This window comes from Actinomadura sp. NPDC049382, from assembly GCF_040677125.1.
GTDB lineage: Bacteria > Actinomycetota > Actinomycetes > Streptosporangiales > Streptosporangiaceae > Spirillospora > Spirillospora geliboluensis.
On the sequence record NZ_JBFARO010000008.1, the window covers coordinates 91,637 to 108,233 of the forward strand.

Consider the following 16,597-nt stretch of genomic DNA (forward strand, 5'->3'; position numbering starts at 1 on the left):
GAAAACAAGAACTTGTTCTACCGGCCCGCGGCCCGCTGTCACGCCGCGCTCGGGCAGTCCGCGATCGCCGGCTCGATCGATTGCTTACAAACGTCCCGCCGGTTGGCAAGCTGCGAGAGCGCCGCGTCAGCCGCCGCCCGACCGACGAACGCGAACTCCCCAGCCGTCACCTTGGCCGCGTCCGACCTGGGCAACTCGCTGACCCGAATGTCGCTGGCCGCGACCATGGTCTGACGGCAATCGGCCTGCCCGCGCCCCTTCACGATGACGACCTTGCCCTCGTTTTCAACGAGACCGTACTTACAGACCCGTTTCGCCAAGTCGCGCAGCGCTTCCGGCCCCTGCACCGCAAAGGTCTCCTTCACCTGCCCCTGCACACTCCCGGGAAGGTCGGCGACCACGATCGGCGGATTCAACTGCTCCTTATTGGCTGCCTTGCGGGAGAGGCTGAGGCCCAGCACAGTGTCCTTCGTACCCCGATAGAGGACGACCTTGCCGTCCTCCTCCCCGACGTAGTAGCCGTTCCGCACGTTCTGCACGAAAAGGAACCCAGCGACGACGAGCAAGGCGGCAACAGCCGAAAGCGTCGACCACCACAGCGAGGGCTTCCGGCCGAGCGAAGGACGCCGGATCAACAGTCGATCAGGAGCCACCACAGGCGGCACCGGCTCCGGGTTCGTGTCCGGCGACAAAGTGGCGGGCTGAGGTTCGGGATCGGATTGGGTGACATTACGCGCGGGCCCCGGCTCCGGGTACGGCGCAGGCGCCTCGACCGGCGCCTGCAAGCTCACGGGCGCTGCGACCAGGCGCATGAGCACCGCATGAGCCGTCGGCCGGCGCGCCGGGTCCTTCTCCAAACACGCCATGACCAGACCACGCATCGGCTCCGGAAGGTCACCGAGATCGGGGTCTTCATGGGCGAGGCGAACCATCACCGCGGCCATCGGCCCGCGCCCGAAAGGCGGCCGTCCCACTGCGGCGTACGTCATGACCCCGCCCCAGGCGAACACATCGGTCGCCGGCCCGACCCGCTCCCCGGCGGCCTGTTCAGGAGACATGTACGTGGGAGTGCCGACGACCTTGCCCGTCAACGTCGTCGTGTTCTCGAAGAGACGCGCGATCCCGAAGTCGATGACCCGCGGCCCGTCCGTCCCGATCAGAACGTTCGCCGGTTTGAAGTCTCGGTGGACGATCCCCGCCTCATGAATGGCGACCAGTGCGGTAGCCGTCGCGACCGACAGCCGATGGAGCGCGTTGCCTTTCCGGGGCCCCTCCGACTCCACGACCTCCTCAAGGGACGCGCCATCGACGTACTCGCTCACCACATACGGCCGCTCGGCATCCAAGTCGGCGGCAATGACCTGAGCCGTGCAGAAGGGCGCAACTCGACGGGCGGCCTCCAGCTCCCTCGCCAGCGCATTCCGGTTCGCGCGGCTGGCGACCAACTGCTCATGCAGCACCTTGACCGCGACGAGCGTCCCGTCCTGCCCGCGCCCCTGATACACCACTCCCTGGCCGCCCACACCAAGCCGACCGAGGATCTGGAACCCGCCGACCTGCCGAGGGTCACGCGCTTCCAACGGAACGACACGCTGCATCAAGGCCCCCACCGCGCCCAGCCCACAGGCCAACTGCACCGATGCTAGAACGCCGCTCCCCGACCCGCCCGCACTCGCCACTTCCGGCCACCCTGCACGCGACGCCCGCCCTCGCGCAGCCCACGAGGGCGGACGCCACCAGCCCTCACAACCCGGCGCCACCGGTCACGTCAACGACTCGTCCCGTCATCCAACTGGCGTCATCGGACGCAAGGAAGGAGACGACACCGGCGATGTCCTCGGGCTGCCCGATCCGTCCCAGCGCGGACAGCGACTCGGCATGCGCAAGCGCCTCCGCATTGCCCCTCAGCCATGGAGCATTCGTGTCGGTGTCCACGATCCCGGGCGCGACGGAGTTCACGGTGATCCCCCGCGGCCCCAGCTGCTTGGCGAGGTTGAGCGTCAGGGTGTCGAGCGCTCCCTTGGTGGCCCCGTAGGCCATGATGTCCGGCAACGCGATCGAGGCCGCGCCGCTGGAGATGTTGATGATCCGGCCGCCGTCCCTCAGCCGCCCGAGTCCCTGCTGGACGAGAAAGAAGGGCGCCCGAACGTTCACGGCGAACAGCCGATCGAACTCGTCCTCGCTCATCGACTCCAGGTCCCCACTGGTCCCGATGGCCGCGTTGTTCACGATGATGTCGACACCGGGCCGCTCGACCACCGCGTCAAAGGCGTCCCACATCGCGTGGGCATCACCGTGCCGCCCGAACTCGGCCTGGATCGCGAAAGCCTGCCCGCCGTCCTTGCGAATGCGCTCGACGACCTCCTCTGCCGCCGCCCGCTCCCGCGCGTAGGTGACGACGACCACGGCCCCGTCACTCCCGAGCCGCTCGGCGATCCCCCGCCCGATCCCCCGGCTGCCACCGGTGACGAGCGCGACCTTGCCGTCCAACGTACCCATGTCGTCCTCCTTTGTTGAGTGATCGCTCAACAAGAAGGTAGCACAACTTATTGAGCGAGCGCTCTACAATGAACCCATGGCACGAGGACGCCCCCGCACCTTCGACCGAGACGCGGCCCTGACGGCAGCCGTCCGCCTCTTCTGGGAGCGCGGCTACGAGGCGACGTCCGTCAGCGACCTGACCGACGCGATGGGCATCAGGCCGGCGAGCCTCTACGCGGCGTTCGGCGACAAGAAGGCCCTGTTCAAAGAGGCAGTAGAGGCGTACGGCCGTTCCCCAGAGGGCGCGTTCATGTCCAACGCCCTCACCGAAGAACCCACTGCCCGCGAGGCGTTCGCCCGCATCCTCAACGAGGCCGCAGCCATCTACCCGGACCCGTCCCACCCGGCCGGCTGCCTAACGATCAGCGCCGCCACCAACGTCACCCCGCAGGACGCTGAGATGGAGACGTTCCTACGCGACCTGCGCAACACCAACCTGAATCGCTTCGAGACCCGCCTACAGCAGGCCCAGTCAGACGGCGAACTCCCCGCCACGGCCAACCCCAAGGCCCTGGCCCACTACTTCGCCGCAGTAATCCAAGGCATGTCCCAACAAGCCCGAGACGGCGCCACCCACAAGACCCTCACCGACATAGCCACCCAAGCCATGCACACCTGGCCGTCCCCTACACGGCCCGCCGCGGATACGAGCCCATCGAACACCTGACCTGGCGCAGGCAAGACCTGCACAAAGTGAGGCGAGTCGATCCCGCAGGGTTCGGCGATCGTGTTCGGGACTGCCTCAATCCTGGCGCTTCAACAACTCCCGCGCATGTTCTCGGACGTCGGGGGCAAGTCGGGCGTGGACGGGGTCGCGGTCGGCCGCTTGCAGGAGGATGGCCGCGACCGTGAGTTCGGCGAGTCGGCCTTCGGGTGTCGCCAGAACGTCGGCGAACAAGGCACGAATGCGGGTCGCCAGTTCAGGGACGGGGAGCGTGTAGGCGTACAGGTGCGCCGCGTCGAAACCGTGCGGGGCGGGACCGAAGCCTTCCCAATCGAGGATGGTCAGTTCCGGGCTGGTGAGGTTGGCCCAGTGAAGGTCGCCATGGGCCAACTCCCAGTGGTGGACGGTGGTGTCGATGCCGACGTCCCCGAGGTAGCGCCGGATGGTGCGGTGTACGTAGTCCTGGGTGATGACGCGTGGGCGGTCGTCGGGGACCGGGGTGGCCGCGGTCGCGCTGATGGCCTGCCGCAATCGCGTCCACCATGCCTCGGGCAGGGGGATGGGTTTGATGAGGTCTGGAGTCGAGGAGCAGACGAGCGCTGCCACGTAGGTGCTGAGTTCGGCCCGGTAGGCGTACCCCTCATGGATCCAGTCGGCCGTGTCCAACAGCTCAGGGCGCGGAACCTCAGTCGGCAGGGCGGCGGCTTTCTGGGTACCGGTCCAGAGCTTCCCGCCCTCCTTGCCTTCTGGCGCCTCCAGCACTCGAAGCCAAGCGTTTCCGTACGACGTCCTTACGGGGGCACCGATGGTTCTTCCGTTGTGGCCCCAAGCTTCGGTCATGCCATCTGTGGAGGCGTAGCCGAGCCGGACCGTCGCGTCGGCGAAAGCGGCACGCATCCGTTCGCGGACGTCGGGATCGTCAGGCTCGGAGAACACGGCAGATGTCCTGGAGATGCGTGGGTGGGATGGCTGGGCCCTGAAAGGCGTCGAATGCTTCTTGCCAGTGTGCCCCAGTCGAGGCCGAAAGCAGGGCTCCGGTAAGTCCGGGCGTGGAGGCCACGACCGCGAGCGCGGCGGCGACGTGCGAGGAACCGGGTTTGATGAACTGGGCCAGGTCGGGCGTGACCAGGTCAGCGAGTTCGCCCCCGTTCAAGGGCGCGGATGCCCACACGTCCAGACCGGCCCCGGCGGCCTCTGCGATCGGGCCGGCACCGTGTAGAGCTTCGGCAAGGGCGGCGAGTTCGATGAGGCTCACAGGTAGCTGGATCGCCCGCAGGTGGGTTCGGGTGCCTCCCGCTGCTTGTTGCGCCGCGGCGATGAGTTCATGCGCGGTGAAGGCGCCGCTGGCGAAGCCGCTCCAAGTGGCGATGCCGTAGCCGGCGATGTCGCCTCGGTGCGCGGCTTCCTCGAACGTCGTGAACGCCTGGGCGATCTGCTCGAGCAGTCGTCCCCGGTCGCCGTGCGCGTCATGTTCGGGATTATGCAAGTACAGCAGGTCGAGTCGATCGCGGCCTATCTCGCTGATGTTGGCGGTGATGCGGTGTCGAAGGTAGGCGGGGGTGATGGAGTGGCAGCGGACGGCCTCCCCAGGGGTGATGAGGCCCGCCCGTCGAGCTGCCTGGGCTTGGCTCCGGGTCATGTGGCCGACCTTGGTGGAGATCTGCACGCCAGGGTGATGGGGCAACAGGGCGGCCAGTTGGTCGTGTGCGTTGCCCTTGGCGTAGACGGGGGCGGTGTCGATGACCGTGACTCCCGTCGCCATGGCGGCGCGGGCGGCGGCGGCCACGTCGCGGCATCGGTAGGTGCCAAGACCGAGAACCGCCATCATGTCTCTCCTACGGCGATGATCCCGCTGCGCAACAACTGGTCGAGCAACTCGGCGGCCTGGTCGATGGTGACGTTCGCGGCCTGGGCCAGGCCGCCGAGCGTGGTCGGCCGTCCGGAGACGAGCGCCTTCAAGAGCGGGGCCGCCTGGTCGGCGAGTGTCCAGCGTTGCCCTGCGGCTTCCAAGGTCACGGCCTGCTCAGCGCGGCGCAGGACCGCCCTGGGCGTCGTGAGTCGGACGGGTAGGGCAGGGTCGTCCGGGAGCCGCTCGTGCACCGCGTGCGGCAGTGAGAAGCCGCCTCGCGGCTCACGGACGGCATCACACGCCGCCAGATAGGCATCGATCACCGTCGAGTCGTTGAGGCGTTCGGCCAAGAGCTTGCCCATCTCGCAGCGCCAGGCTGTCTGGGTGTCCTGGTCGGCCAGGCGCGGGATGTCGGCGCGGACGGAGTCCTGTGCGCGCAGGTCATCCACCAACCACGACAGCAGGTCGACGCCGGTGTGCGTGGCCAGGCCGCAGGTCAGATGGAGCGAGGGTTGCCCGGTGGACGCGGCGGCGGCGTGCCACCAGCCGCGCGGGACGTGCAGGGCGTCCCCGGCTTGGAGGGTGAACTCGTCGATCGAATGCTCGGGTGGTGTGTCGTCGAACTCGACGTCTCGATACAGCGGAGCGGGGCGCGTCGGGCCGTAGATCCGCCATCGCTTGGCGCCCGAGACTTGGAGGACGATGACGTCGTGGTCGTCCCAGTGGACGCCGAAGCCTTCCTTCCCCGTCCACGATGCGTAGGCGTTGACCTGCACGCTCGTACGAAGGTGGTGCTCCAGCGTGCTCACCATGGCGCGGATCGGCGGATGCATCTCCTCTATCGCGTCCAGGACCAGCGTCGCGCCGTCGCGGAGCTGCTGGGCGACCAGATGCGGCTGCGGAGCCTCCCACGGCGGCATCCGCCGGTACGTCCGGCGCTGGCAGTACTCCGACGCCGGGATAGTCGCGCCATCCGCGGACAGGCGCAGACGCGGTGGGTCCAGTCGATGGGTGTCCAGAATCCGGTTCAGTGCCGGCCAGGCCAGCAGACCGGCGAACCGGTCTCGGGCGGTGAGCGCGGCGGAGTAGACGCGGTGGGTGCGGCCCAGATCCTGGGCGAGGAACCGGTCCCCGCCCAGGACCTCGACGATCAGATCGATCATGATCGCTGGTCAGCCGTCGTTGAGGTCGGACTTGCCGGAGCCCCCGCCGTCTGACGGCTGGGTGGCGCGGCCGCGCGCCGCGACGATCTCCTCCACGGCCACCACCAGGCCGCCGGCGTTCTCGCTGTCCACTGAAGCTCTCCTTTCCGCCCGCCTCTGGTCGGCGGTGCTGTCGGGCCCTAGCTTGTGGCGGCTGGCGCGAGTGGAACAGTGACCGAGACCGTGGGCTGTTCCCGTGGAAGGGGCCCACGGACGCGTCTTGCCAATCACCGTTGCGCACGGGCTCTGCGCCACTACCCTCTGACAAGGGGCTTTCAGCGAGTCAAGGACGAATAGCGACGTGACCAGACGCAGAACCTTCGATCCCGGAGTGGTCCCCGTAGGATTCTGGTGTCGCGAGGACGTTGCGCAGGCCCTTACCGGCCGCGATGTCGGTCAACTGTTCCGACTGTTCCTCGGGCAGTTCGCCGACTGCACCCAGACCCAGTTGGCATTACTCACCCAGCATGATCGTTCCGACATCTCCAACTGGGTGCGTGGTACCCGCCAGGGCCGAGTGTCCGACATCGAGGTACTCACCCGCATCGCCGACGGCCTGCAGATCCCCGATCAGGCCCGTCTCTTGCTCGGTCTCGCCCCGGCCGGTTCGTTTCCGCTCCACCCGAGGCCAGCCGTACCCCGCCAACGTGCGGACGCGCGTGACGCGGATGATGGAGCGGCGTCGGCACCGGTGCACGTGGCCATCTGCGGCAGCAGGGCGCCCGACACCGACGCCTGCGTGATCGACATCGCCGTACGGTGTCTGGCCCGCCTGGTCATGAGCCGCAACTACAAGGTCAGCCATGGCCCGGTCGGCGTGGGCATCGAGGTCATGACCTACATCGCCGACCAGTACCGTCCCCCTGACATTGCCCTGGCCATCGGACTGTTCGGCCACCGCAACGTCATCCAGGACGCGGAGTTCGTCATCGTCCTCGGTGGCGGGGCGGGCACCCAGGCGGAGATCGACCTTGCCCTGTCGATGGGCAAACCGATCATCGCCCTGCCGGCCAGCGGAGGCACCGCCCGCCGCTTCTACCACCAAGCGGCCCGCGACCACCGTCTCCGCGACCCGCTGGACGATGAACAGTTCGCCGCCCTCAACGCCTGCGCCGACCCCGGTGAAGACTTCGCCCGTATCGTCGAGCAACTGATCAACAACGACCCTCGGAGCACCACATGACCGAACGCCCCTACGTGCTACTGTCCTGCGCCGCCTCGGTCGACGGCTACATCGACGACACGACCGACGAGCGGCTCCTGCTGTCCAACGACGAGGACTTCGACCGAGTCGACGAAGTCCGGGCCGGCTGCGACGCCATCCTTGTCGGCGCCAACACCATCCGCCGGGACAACCCGCGCCTGCTCGTCCGGACCGAGGAGCGCCGCAAGGCACGCGTCGCCCGCGGCCTGCCCGAAAGCCCGGTCAAGGTCACCTTCACCGCCCGCGGTGACCTCGATCGCGAAGCCAAGTTCTTCGCTGCCGGCGACGTCGAGAAGATCGTGTACTGCTCGAGCGCCGCGGTCGACAAGTGCCGTGAGCGCCTCGGCGACGTCGCCACCGTTATGGACGCAGGCGACCCCGTCGACCTCGACACCGTCCTTGCCGACCTCGCCCGCCGAGGGGTGCAGCGCTTGATGGTCGAAGGCGGCGGCACCGTCCACACCCAGTTCCTCACCGCCGGACTGGCCGACGAGCTTCAACTCGTCATCGCCCCGTTCTTCGTCGGCGACTCAGGCGCCCCGCGCTTTGTAGGAACGGGCGAGTTCCCGCACCACCCCGGCAACCGGATGACCCTCGACGAGGTCCGCCCTATCGGCGACGTCATCCTCGCCCGCTACCTCCTCACACGCTCCTAACGGTTAAATTGCACCTCAACCTCTCGGGCTAGCGGCACTCCCGAAGCGCATTCACACTCGGGCCATGCACTCCGAGGCGCCAGAACCAGGTTCACCGCCAGGCTGGTATCCCGATCCAGAGAGCCCCGCCGCTCCGGGACGCTGGTGGAGTGGGACCGATTGGACGGTGCCGACGAAACTGCGGGCGTCCCCGGCGAGCCAGCCGACGTCGTCCAGTCACCGCCTGATGATCGCCCTTACGATACTGCTGGCACCAGCGCTTGCCTTAGGCGCCGCTGGATTCTCTCTCATCAGCTCGCCATCAGACCCTGCGAGCACTCAAACTGCAATGGAGGGCCAGGGGCGTTCGAGCTTGCCAGCGTCGGGCTAGGGGCCTGCGGGATCGCGCTCGTCGCCATTCTCCTCGCCTGGCGAAGCAGGCGGCTGTCCCCCCGAGGCAGAATTGGCAGCCTGACGGCCGGATTAGTGCTGACCATCCTCTGGCTCACCATCTGGTTCGCCCACTTCATCTGAACCACCCGCCTACAGCGCTTGTTCGGCCTGTATGTCGCGCCCGGTCAGGCCAATGAGGCTCATTCGGCCCCCCAGCATTGCCTGGCCCACCTCCCGCCCGCCCATGACCACCGTCACCGTCACCGTCACTCAAGCACGCATCAGCGGCGACCTCGCTCCCACCGATCGCAACGAGGAACTCACGGTCGAGTCTCGTGGTCATTCGGGCCCGTCAGTCGGCTCATCATTCAACCTGCACGACGCTCGGTCGGCGCATGCGGCCACGACGACCACAGATCGCCACGCCCGACCTGACGTGTTCAGAGATCACGCGCGATCGGGCGGACGGTGTCAACCAACTGGCCGTTCGGCTCGTCTTCCATCGCACCGACGCGGTGGAAGGGCTACTGGGAGCGACGTTCGGAGACCGTACCGGCGATCCTCGATGCGGCCTCTATCGGGTCTTCGTGCTCCCATATGCGAATGACCGTCCAACCTGCTTCTCTTAGCAGCCGGTCCGTCTCGGCGTCGCGTTCGCGATTGCGCTCGACCTTGTCCGCCCAATAGGCGGCGTTGGTCGCCGACTTCGTGTGATGTTGCGGGCAGCCATGCCAGAAGCAGCCGTCCATGAAGACCGCGACCTTGACCTTGGTGAAGACGAGGTCGGCCGTCCGACGCACCTTGGGGAGCGGACGCATGGAGACTCGGTATCGCAGACCGAGTGCATGGACGGCACGACGCAACGCCAACTCCGGCTTCGTGTCCCGGCTCTTGTTGCTCTGCATGCTCTTACGAACGCCGGCGCTCGACGCCCGGGTCGGCCTCTCCACTCCCACAGGACAACCGTACGGAAAAGCCATGACGGCCGCTGCCGGACGGCCGACTCCGCGGCTCGGCCTTCCCAGGTGGCCACCGGGCCTCTAGCCTCCGTGGTGATGACGACGGGACGGGGTTACACGAGTCTGGAGATCTGTGCGGGCGCCGGTGGGCTGGCGCTCGGTCTCGAGGGGGCGGATTTCCATCCGGTGATGCTCTTCGACGAGGACGCGAACGCCTGCGCCACGCTCCGCGAGAACCGGCCGAAGTGGAATGTCAGGCAGCTCGACCTCTTCGAGTTCGTGGGGCATGAGCATCGGCAGGTCCTGGACGTCGATCTCCTGGCCGGCGGGCTTCCCCGGCCGCGGGCCGGACGCAGGGAGAGCGAACAGCGTGATCCGCTGCATGCGGCCGTGTGGTTGGCGACCGAGGTACGTCCCCGCGCGATCTTTCTGGAGAACACCCCGGGCCTCGTGACGGACGATGCTCACGCGGACGTGCGCGAGTTCGTCGAAGCGGAGCTGGGTGCGAACGGCTACGCATGTGCCTGGAGAGTCCTGGACGCCCAAGACTACGGTGTTCCACAACGCCGACCGCACGGTGTGCTCGTTGCGATGAGCCCCGAGCGCATGGCCCGGTTCGAGTGGCCGGCGTCGACGGGCGGCGCCGCCACGGTCGGCGATGTCCTCTGGCGCTCGATGGCGAGTCGAGGGTGGGCGGGGGCCCTGGAGTGGCGTGCGCGGGCGAACGAGATCGCACCGACGATCGTGGGCGGTTCGAAGGACCGAGGCGGCGCCGACCTCGGCCCCACCGGTTCCAAGAAGACGTGGGCTCGCCTCGGGGTCAACGGCGGCAGCATCGCCGACGACGTCCCCGGCCCGGACTTCCGGATGAGCCCGGAGTTGGTTCCGAAGGATCGCAGTGGGCTGCCGAAGCTCACCGTGGAGCAGGTGGCGCTGCTCCAGGGCTTCCCGCCCGACTGGAAGTTCGCCGGACGCAAGACCGCCCGGTACCGCCAGGTCGGCCACGCCATGCCGCCGCCCCTCGCCGAGGCCGTGGGGAGAAGTGTCGCGGGCGCGCTCGGTTGAACGCATCGACGCGGCGTGCGGCCCCCCGGCGAGAAGATCGTTCTCATCCCACCCGTCATGTCCCGCCTCGATAGGCTGTCCGCATGACCGCCGATCACATCAACATCGTGGACCTCTTCGCGGGGTGCGGCGGTTTCACGCAGGGTTTCCACGAGTTCACTCCCCCCGGGCATGACCGGTCGCCGTTCCGGACGGTCGGCGCCGTGGAAATCGACGTCGCCGCCGCCACGACCTACGCCGCCAACTTCGCTCCGGAGGCCGGAGGTACCGGATACATCTTTCCGGGCGATATCGAGCAGTGGAACCCCGACGACGTCAGCGAGGACGTCGACGTTATTCTCGGTGGTCCGCCCTGCCAGGGCTTTTCAGGGCTGGGCCGTGAGGATCCGGAGGACCCGCGAAACCAGCTCTGGCGCGAGTACATGCGCGTTGTGCAGCGAATACGACCGAAGATCTTCGTGATCGAGAACGTCGACCGGTTCTTCTCCTCGATCGAGTACGCGGCGCTCACGGCGGCGGTGGACGGCGGCCCCCTCAAGGACTATGTCCTCGAGTCCCGGCATCTGGTAGCGGCCGACTATGGTGTTCCGCAGGCTCGGAAGCGCACCATCGTGCTCGCCACCCACCGGGACCTGGTCGCGGCGCACCCTTCGTCACTACCGCTGACGCACCCGAAGCCCACCCATTGTGAGGTGAAGGGCGGACGCCACGACGATCAGGCGGTCCTCTGGGAGGAGGGCGATCCGTCGTCCGGCGTCCTCGCGAACGGTCTGCGGCCTTGGATTCCCAGCAGCACCGTCTTCGGCTTGAAACGAGAGCCGAGGACGCCGTTGAGGCCACGGACGACCGAACTGCCGGACGCCCGGGTCGACCTGCTTGGCAAGTCGATGCCCGGCCCCTTCAAGACGACGGAGTTGCACATCGGTCGTAATCCGACCGATCTCTCGCTGCGCCGATACGCCAGCATCCCTGAGGGCGGCAACCGCTGGGACCTCCCGCCCGAGCTCTCGACCGAGAACTGGCTCAATCACCGCAATGGGTCCGGGGACGTCATGGGCCGCATGTACCTCGACCGTCCTGCGGTGACGATCCGCACCGAGTTCTACAAGCCGGAGAAGGGCAGGTACCTGCACCCCTGGGCGGACCGGCCGATCACCCATTACGAGGCGGCGCTCCTCCAGGAGTTTCCCGAGGATTTCCTCTGGTGCGGTTCCAAGGTCCAGATCGCCCGCCAGATAGGCAACGCGGTCCCGGTCGGTCTGTCCCGCGCTATCGCCGCTCAGGTCTTCGCATACCTCAAGGACGCGGGCGAGGTTTCGGACGCCGGCTGACGACCGTCACCTCACTCATCGCTCTCGACCTGTTCCTTTCCACGGATCGGCGCCTCGACGAAGAGCTCCTTGAAGAGCGGTGACAGCGCGTCCACGGCGGAGTCGGGCACATGCCAGTCGTCCGGGCCGTCCGGCAGTGACTCGTACTGGACGTGAGCCGTACCCGCGTCCGCGACCCACGCTCGGTGAGCGTCGGCGTCCCACGGCTCGTCGGGCGCCATCACATCGAAGAAGAGCGTGCTCCCAGCTGCGTTGACCGCCTTGAAGAAGGCGTTCGCCTCGCGCGTCGTCCGGATGGTCCCGTCGCTCATGAGCTGGGCCATCGTATGGGCGGTCGCGCGGTGGTAGACGATCTCCAGCCGCAGGGCGCTGTTGAAGGTCTCCTGGTTCCGGCAGGCGATCTCCACGGGACGGTAGTCGGACCCGTTCCGGAAGAACTCGGCGGCCCACCACAGCCGCGCGAACGCCTGCTTGTGGAAGGCTCCGATGAAGTGGTTCTTGTTGACCTGCGAAACGGGGTTCCCCGGAAAAGCGCGTGGGGGGTTTCTCCAGACGACGTAGTCCGGGGCCAAACGCATGGCCATGAAATTCCACAGCCGGGAGTCCGCGGCTTCGCGCCGGCTGAGCCGCAATGTGGCGTGCAGCCTCGGCGCCACCCACGCGTCCGCCTTGGTCGGCTCCTCGTCGAACCGGTCCATCGCCTCGTCCAGGAGTTCCCGGACGGGCACGGCGTCCCAACGCGCCTCGTCGGGAAGCGGTTCGCACGCCTTCTCCAGAGCAGTCTGCGGAAGGTCCTCCAACCCCTGCAGGACGGCCGAGGTCAGGTATTCGGTCGCCTCACGCTCCGCCAGCAGGGCGAGACGCGCAACCGATCGGGCGGGCCTCTGCACGGTCACGAGTGCTCCTTACGATTGGTCGCGCGGATGAATCCGCCGAGTCGGCGGGAGATGAGGGCCTGCCTGCCCGCCGCGTGGCCGAGCCTGGTCTGCAGGTCGCCGCCATCGCCGTTCAGACGTCGAGTGACCGCCTCGATCAGGGCGTCGTCCGGCGACAGGTCGGGGAAGACGTCCGGCAGCATTCGCTTGAGGACGGCACCGTGCCAGCCGCCGGGCCACAACGGTTGCCCGTCCTCCATGTCGGCGGCGTAGACGGCCGCGTTGAACAACGCCGTCCAGGCGTCCGCGGCGATCTGCGCGGCCAGCAGGTCCCGAGCGCCGCGGTCGCCGTCCGTCAGCAGCGGCACCAGCCCTTCGAACCTCGAATTGAGGTAGACGAGCGGCTCTTCCCCCACGGCCTCGACCGTCCACGGATCGTCCTTGTACGAGTGCAGATGCGGATGCTCCGCATCGCCGAAGTCCACGGTGAGAACCTTGATGCTCTGCTGTCGGGCGGGAGTCCGCGCCTGCAGGTCGACCGTCCACGCGCGGTCCGTGACACCGATCGTCCGGCCGACGACGCCGTCGACCGTGGCGATCACGTGGCCGCTGAGCTGCGCCTGCCCGAGGTGATGGTCGCCGTGCATGACGACCACTCCGGTCCAGGTGCCATCGGGTTCCTTTTCGAGGGGCGTGACCGAACGGGCGTTGGTCCGGCGCTCCGCGAGCACCGCCACGCAGTTCACGTCCGACCACGCGGCGTCGTCCAACTCGTGCCGAGGCGGGTGAAGCCGGACCGAGAGCCTCGCCTCGTCCCATCTCTCGCGCTCGACCTCGTGAAGGGCCACGACGTGACGCGAACTCGAGATCATGTTGAGGTTGAGCGGCGCACCGTCCAGCCGTACCTCCCGCACTTCGAGTGAGATCTCACCGGCGAGGGTCGGATACGGAATGAGCCTGTTCACGCCGAAGCCTCCTTGACTCGTCGCAGATCCACGTCGGCGGCGGCCATCCTCGCGGACACCGGGTGGCTGGAGACGTCGCTGACGCCTCGGAAGGCGGCAGTGCGCGCGCCGGGCGCGAAGCGCAAGTTCCCGGCCTCAGTGAGCTCGCAGTTCGATTCCGGGATGAGTTCAGCCCATTCGGCCATCGGCTTCGGGCCCGAACGCGTGGCGAAACGGAGGGTCGGACTGAGCAGCCACGGATCGTCGCGCCGCGGCAGTCTGACCTCGACCCGCACCCGCCACGCACCGGAGGCGTCCACGGAACCGTCGACGTGCTTCACCGTGGGGAAACCGGGGCTGCGCGGCGCGGAGGGCGGCTCCAGACTGAGGAGTTCCCGCAGGGAGGCCGGCCCGTCGTCGCTCTTCTGCTCGGTGGGCCGGAGCAGTCGGCGGATCTCCTCCATCATGGCCGTGCGGAAGGTCCTGATGGCGGTGGCAGCCCCCCGCGCGTAGGTGGCCGTCAGGTCGTCCGTTCGCTTCCAGTCGTTGTGCTCCGGCGGCTCCGCAGTGCGCAGGAAGTGCTCGGCCGCATCCGCGCCCGGGCTGTCCGCACCGGCCGCGTGTCCCGCCAGCAGCACGCCCTGCACTCGCGGCGCCCCGAGTGGCAGGTCCGTCATGGGACGCGCCATGACGACCATACGGTTGCTGCGCATGCAGACGAGTTGGTTGGCGTCCATGTCCTGCTCGTCGGTCGGCGTGACAAGCAGCACCGCTCGGTGCTCGATCTTGGGCGCCTTTCCCTTGCTCTTCAGCGCCGGGACGTGAAGCGGCACGTGCGAAAGAAGAACGTCATCAGTGGACGTCAGGCGCTCGACAGTGGCGCCTTCGAGGAACGCTCGCAGCGCCCGAGTCCGAGCGGGCTCGTACTGATACGGGTCGATCTGCTCTTCCTCCACCACGACGTTGCCGTCGCGCTTGGCGACCACAGAGGCGGCGAGCATGGGCCGCGTGTCCGCTGTCGACACCATCGATGCCCAAAAGCTCTGAACCAGACCCTTGACGAGAGCGGCGTGCATGCTCTCCAGGTCGTCGGCCTCTCCGCTCGGGTCGTGCGCGCCCACGATGAGAAAGCTCGTACCGGGCGCGCCGCTGTCGCGCCGGATATGAAGCCGTTCGGCGGTCTGCTCGTCCGCCCACCACGAACGGGTGGCGCCATCGCGTTCGGGATCCGGTTCGCCGAACCAGGACGGGCCTGCCCACTGCCCATCGACGGTCTGCCGCCACGGAAGCTCCAAACGACCGATCATGCGTCGTTCGCTGTGTCCCTGGTAGGGCGTGGAGAGCGTGCTGTTGATAAGCACGAGGCCGAGCCGACTCGCAGCCCAGAGCGTTGCCTTGCCGAGTCCGTACGAGCCTCCCGCCCCGGCCCCTTCCTTTCGACTCTCCAACTGGCGACGCACCACGGCGGCGAACCGCCCGTCGTCATAATCGGGCCCGGTCAGGCCGGAGGCGTTGTAGTCGTCGATGCGGAGCAGTAGCAGTCGACCGGTGTTGCGCAGGTCCTCCAGGCCGTCCGCGATGACGCGCCCCACCTTGTTGTCGGCGTCGGCGGACGCCTGGAGGTGGGGTTCGATGTCACCCCATCGAAGCACCTCCAGGAAGCTGTGGAGCCGCTCGCCCGTCAGTTCATGCAGGGTGTAGCGGACGCGCACGGGCTCGCCCTCGTCGAGCCGCTCATCGAGACTGTTCTGGGTCGCCTCCCGCGCGAGGACGCTCAGATCGGCGTCGAACGCGAAGGCGGCCGCGTTCCCGAACTCGCGTCCGCCGTCCTTGTAGGCCGGCCGGTGGTACCAGGTCAGTCCTTCGACCGGTGTTCCCGGGTCCTGCCGAGTCACCAGCGACCCGGCCGGCAGCTCGAGGACCTCCTCGATCGCCTGGATCTTGTCCATCCGCGGTTGGGCCCGGCCGGTCATCCAGGCCGACACCGCCGCCCGCGTGACCTGGATCTCCTCGGCGAACTCCGACTGACTCAGCCCTCGACGCCGCAACTGCCGTCCGAGCCAGGGCCCGAACTCCTCCAGGTCACCCATTCACCCCTCCATCACCTCGCGTTTTATACACCACATCGTACGTCAAAAAGACTTGAAATCAAGGCCGCCGAAGGCGAGCCTATACATCGGACGGACGCTCACGTCGACGACTCTCCGTCGCCACAATCTGACTATAGGTAGTCGAGAGCAATTCTGGCCAGGACAGAATACAATTCGGACATCTCCCGGTGTTGCGGAGCACCGCCTCAGGCATTACCTTCTTCGAAACCGGAGCGGCGCCGAAGAGTGTCGCTTGAAGGGGCGACTTGTCTTTCGACCCAGAAGACGCCTCGTCTCGTCATGAGCATGACCTCGTATCGTTCGGACTTCCGTGATTCCACGGCTTCACACGACCTGTGCGGCGTGGCAAGGTGGACGACCGAGAACCCGAGTCAATCGGTACTCGACTCGCGTTCACATGAGGAGCAGTACGGCCCACGACCGATCGTCGACACGGACCGGCCAATAGAAGTTCACGACTGAAAGGGAGGCCCCGGATGAGTCGACCTCACGGGGGCAGAAGGCAGCGCCGCACCTTCCCAGCGCACTATAAGGAGACGCTGGTACGGGCCTACGACCTGGCGTCGCAGGTGTCCCCCTCTGCGGCGGACGCGCTGCTGCGCGCCGAGGACGTCCCCCTGACTTACGTCAACCGCTGGCGGCAGGAAATGCCGCACATCGGCACCGCGCACTCGACGTGCGCCGCGTGCCACGGGTCCGTCCACTATCCGCGGGCGGGGACTCGAGGCAACAAGAGGAACAAGTCCATCTAGCCAACGTCCCGAATCGAGCAAATCCGGACAAAAGCGCCAAGAAGGGCCTCCATGTCCGGAGGGTCGTCACCG

General features: G+C 67.5%; 17 protein-coding genes. 7 read left to right on the forward strand and 10 right to left on the reverse strand.

Going from position 1 to position 16,597, the window contains the following annotated elements; genetic code table 11:
• Positions 1-38: 38 nt before the first annotated feature.
• Both AB0K34_RS08090 and AB0K34_RS08095 read right to left on the reverse strand, forming a co-directional pair.
• A complete protein-coding gene (locus AB0K34_RS08090; protein ID WP_364546464.1) occupies positions 39-1,598 on the reverse strand; it encodes a serine/threonine-protein kinase in 1,560 nt (519 codons plus the stop codon).
• 145 nt (positions 1,599-1,743) lie between these two features.
• Positions 1,744-2,499, reverse strand: coding sequence for a glucose 1-dehydrogenase (locus tag AB0K34_RS08095; protein WP_138639382.1), 756 nt, complete (start codon positions 2,497-2,499; stop codon positions 1,744-1,746).
• 76 nt (positions 2,500-2,575) lie between these two features.
• Here AB0K34_RS08095 and AB0K34_RS08100 point away from each other — a divergent pair, with 76 nt between their 5' ends.
• The gene (locus tag AB0K34_RS08100) at positions 2,576-3,208 is read left to right on the forward strand and encodes a TetR/AcrR family transcriptional regulator (protein ID WP_364546467.1); all 633 of its coding nucleotides are present in this window, start codon (positions 2,576-2,578) and stop codon (positions 3,206-3,208) included.
• Between the two features lie 75 nt (positions 3,209-3,283).
• Here AB0K34_RS08100 and AB0K34_RS08105 read toward each other — a convergent pair whose 3' ends face one another.
• The 4 genes from AB0K34_RS08105 to AB0K34_RS08120 are packed head-to-tail and all read right to left on the reverse strand — an operon-like array spanning position 3,284 to position 6,349.
• Positions 3,284-4,141, reverse strand: a complete 858-nt coding sequence (locus AB0K34_RS08105) for a phosphotransferase (RefSeq protein WP_364546470.1) — start codon at positions 4,139-4,141, stop codon at positions 3,284-3,286.
• Positions 4,125-5,033 carry an aldo/keto reductase gene (locus tag AB0K34_RS08110; protein ID WP_364546473.1) on the reverse strand — a complete coding sequence of 303 codons (909 nt, stop codon included), beginning with the start codon at positions 5,031-5,033 and terminating at the stop codon, positions 4,125-4,127. The genes AB0K34_RS08105 and AB0K34_RS08110 overlap by 17 nt, the downstream gene beginning before the upstream one ends.
• A complete protein-coding gene (locus AB0K34_RS08115) occupies positions 5,030-6,217 on the reverse strand; it encodes a cupin domain-containing protein (RefSeq protein ID WP_364546476.1) in 1,188 nt (395 codons plus the stop codon). Before AB0K34_RS08115 ends, AB0K34_RS08110 begins: the two co-directional genes overlap by 4 nt.
• A 9-nt stretch (positions 6,218-6,226) precedes the next feature.
• Complete coding sequence (locus AB0K34_RS08120) at positions 6,227-6,349, reverse strand: hypothetical protein (RefSeq protein WP_364546478.1); 123 nt, start codon at positions 6,347-6,349, stop codon at positions 6,227-6,229.
• 208 nt (positions 6,350-6,557) lie between these two features.
• Between AB0K34_RS08120 and AB0K34_RS08125 the strand changes: the two genes are divergently transcribed.
• The 3 genes from AB0K34_RS08125 to AB0K34_RS08135 all read left to right on the forward strand — a co-directional run bounded on the left by AB0K34_RS08125 (position 6,558) and on the right by AB0K34_RS08135 (position 8,486).
• Positions 6,558-7,439, forward strand: a complete 882-nt coding sequence (locus AB0K34_RS08125) for a hypothetical protein (RefSeq protein WP_364546481.1) — start codon at positions 6,558-6,560, stop codon at positions 7,437-7,439.
• Positions 7,436-8,116 carry a dihydrofolate reductase family protein gene (locus tag AB0K34_RS08130; protein WP_364546484.1) on the forward strand — a complete coding sequence of 227 codons (681 nt, stop codon included), beginning with the start codon at positions 7,436-7,438 and terminating at the stop codon, positions 8,114-8,116. The genes AB0K34_RS08125 and AB0K34_RS08130 overlap by 4 nt, the downstream gene beginning before the upstream one ends.
• A gap of 64 nt (positions 8,117-8,180) precedes the next feature.
• Positions 8,181-8,486, forward strand: a complete 306-nt coding sequence (locus tag AB0K34_RS08135; RefSeq protein WP_364546486.1) for a DUF2510 domain-containing protein — start codon at positions 8,181-8,183, stop codon at positions 8,484-8,486.
• 526 nt (positions 8,487-9,012) lie between these two features.
• Here the strand turns inward: AB0K34_RS08135 and AB0K34_RS08140 are convergent.
• A complete protein-coding gene (locus AB0K34_RS08140; RefSeq protein ID WP_364546489.1) occupies positions 9,013-9,468 on the reverse strand; it encodes a very short patch repair endonuclease in 456 nt (151 codons plus the stop codon).
• A gap of 75 nt (positions 9,469-9,543) precedes the next feature.
• Between AB0K34_RS08140 and AB0K34_RS08145 the strand changes: the two genes are divergently transcribed.
• Both AB0K34_RS08145 and AB0K34_RS08150 read left to right on the forward strand, forming a co-directional pair.
• Positions 9,544-10,512, forward strand: a complete 969-nt coding sequence (locus tag AB0K34_RS08145; RefSeq protein WP_364546492.1) for a DNA cytosine methyltransferase — start codon at positions 9,544-9,546, stop codon at positions 10,510-10,512.
• Between the two features lie 83 nt (positions 10,513-10,595).
• Entirely contained in the window at positions 10,596-11,843 is a 1,248-nt protein-coding gene (locus AB0K34_RS08150; protein ID WP_364546495.1) for a DNA cytosine methyltransferase, read from the forward strand.
• An 11-nt stretch (positions 11,844-11,854) separates the two neighbouring features.
• On the opposite strand, the gene AB0K34_RS08155 is transcribed toward AB0K34_RS08150, so the two are convergent.
• The 3 genes from AB0K34_RS08155 to AB0K34_RS08165 are packed head-to-tail and all read right to left on the reverse strand — an operon-like array spanning position 11,855 to position 15,752.
• The gene (locus AB0K34_RS08155) at positions 11,855-12,739 is read right to left on the reverse strand and encodes a DUF6339 family protein (protein ID WP_364546498.1); all 885 of its coding nucleotides are present in this window, start codon (positions 12,737-12,739) and stop codon (positions 11,855-11,857) included.
• Positions 12,736-13,683 (reverse strand): hypothetical protein, encoded by a 948-nt coding sequence (locus AB0K34_RS08160; protein ID WP_364546501.1) that lies wholly within the window; start codon positions 13,681-13,683, stop codon positions 12,736-12,738. Before AB0K34_RS08160 ends, AB0K34_RS08155 begins: the two co-directional genes overlap by 4 nt.
• Positions 13,680-15,752, reverse strand: a complete 2,073-nt coding sequence (locus AB0K34_RS08165) for a helix-turn-helix transcriptional regulator (protein ID WP_364546504.1) — start codon at positions 15,750-15,752, stop codon at positions 13,680-13,682. Before AB0K34_RS08165 ends, AB0K34_RS08160 begins: the two co-directional genes overlap by 4 nt.
• Before the next feature lie 497 nt (positions 15,753-16,249).
• On the opposite strand from AB0K34_RS08165, the gene AB0K34_RS08170 reads away from it, so the two are divergent.
• Entirely contained in the window at positions 16,250-16,525 is a 276-nt protein-coding gene (locus tag AB0K34_RS08170; protein ID WP_364546507.1) for a hypothetical protein, read from the forward strand.
• The last annotated feature ends 72 nt before the right edge of the window (positions 16,526-16,597 follow it).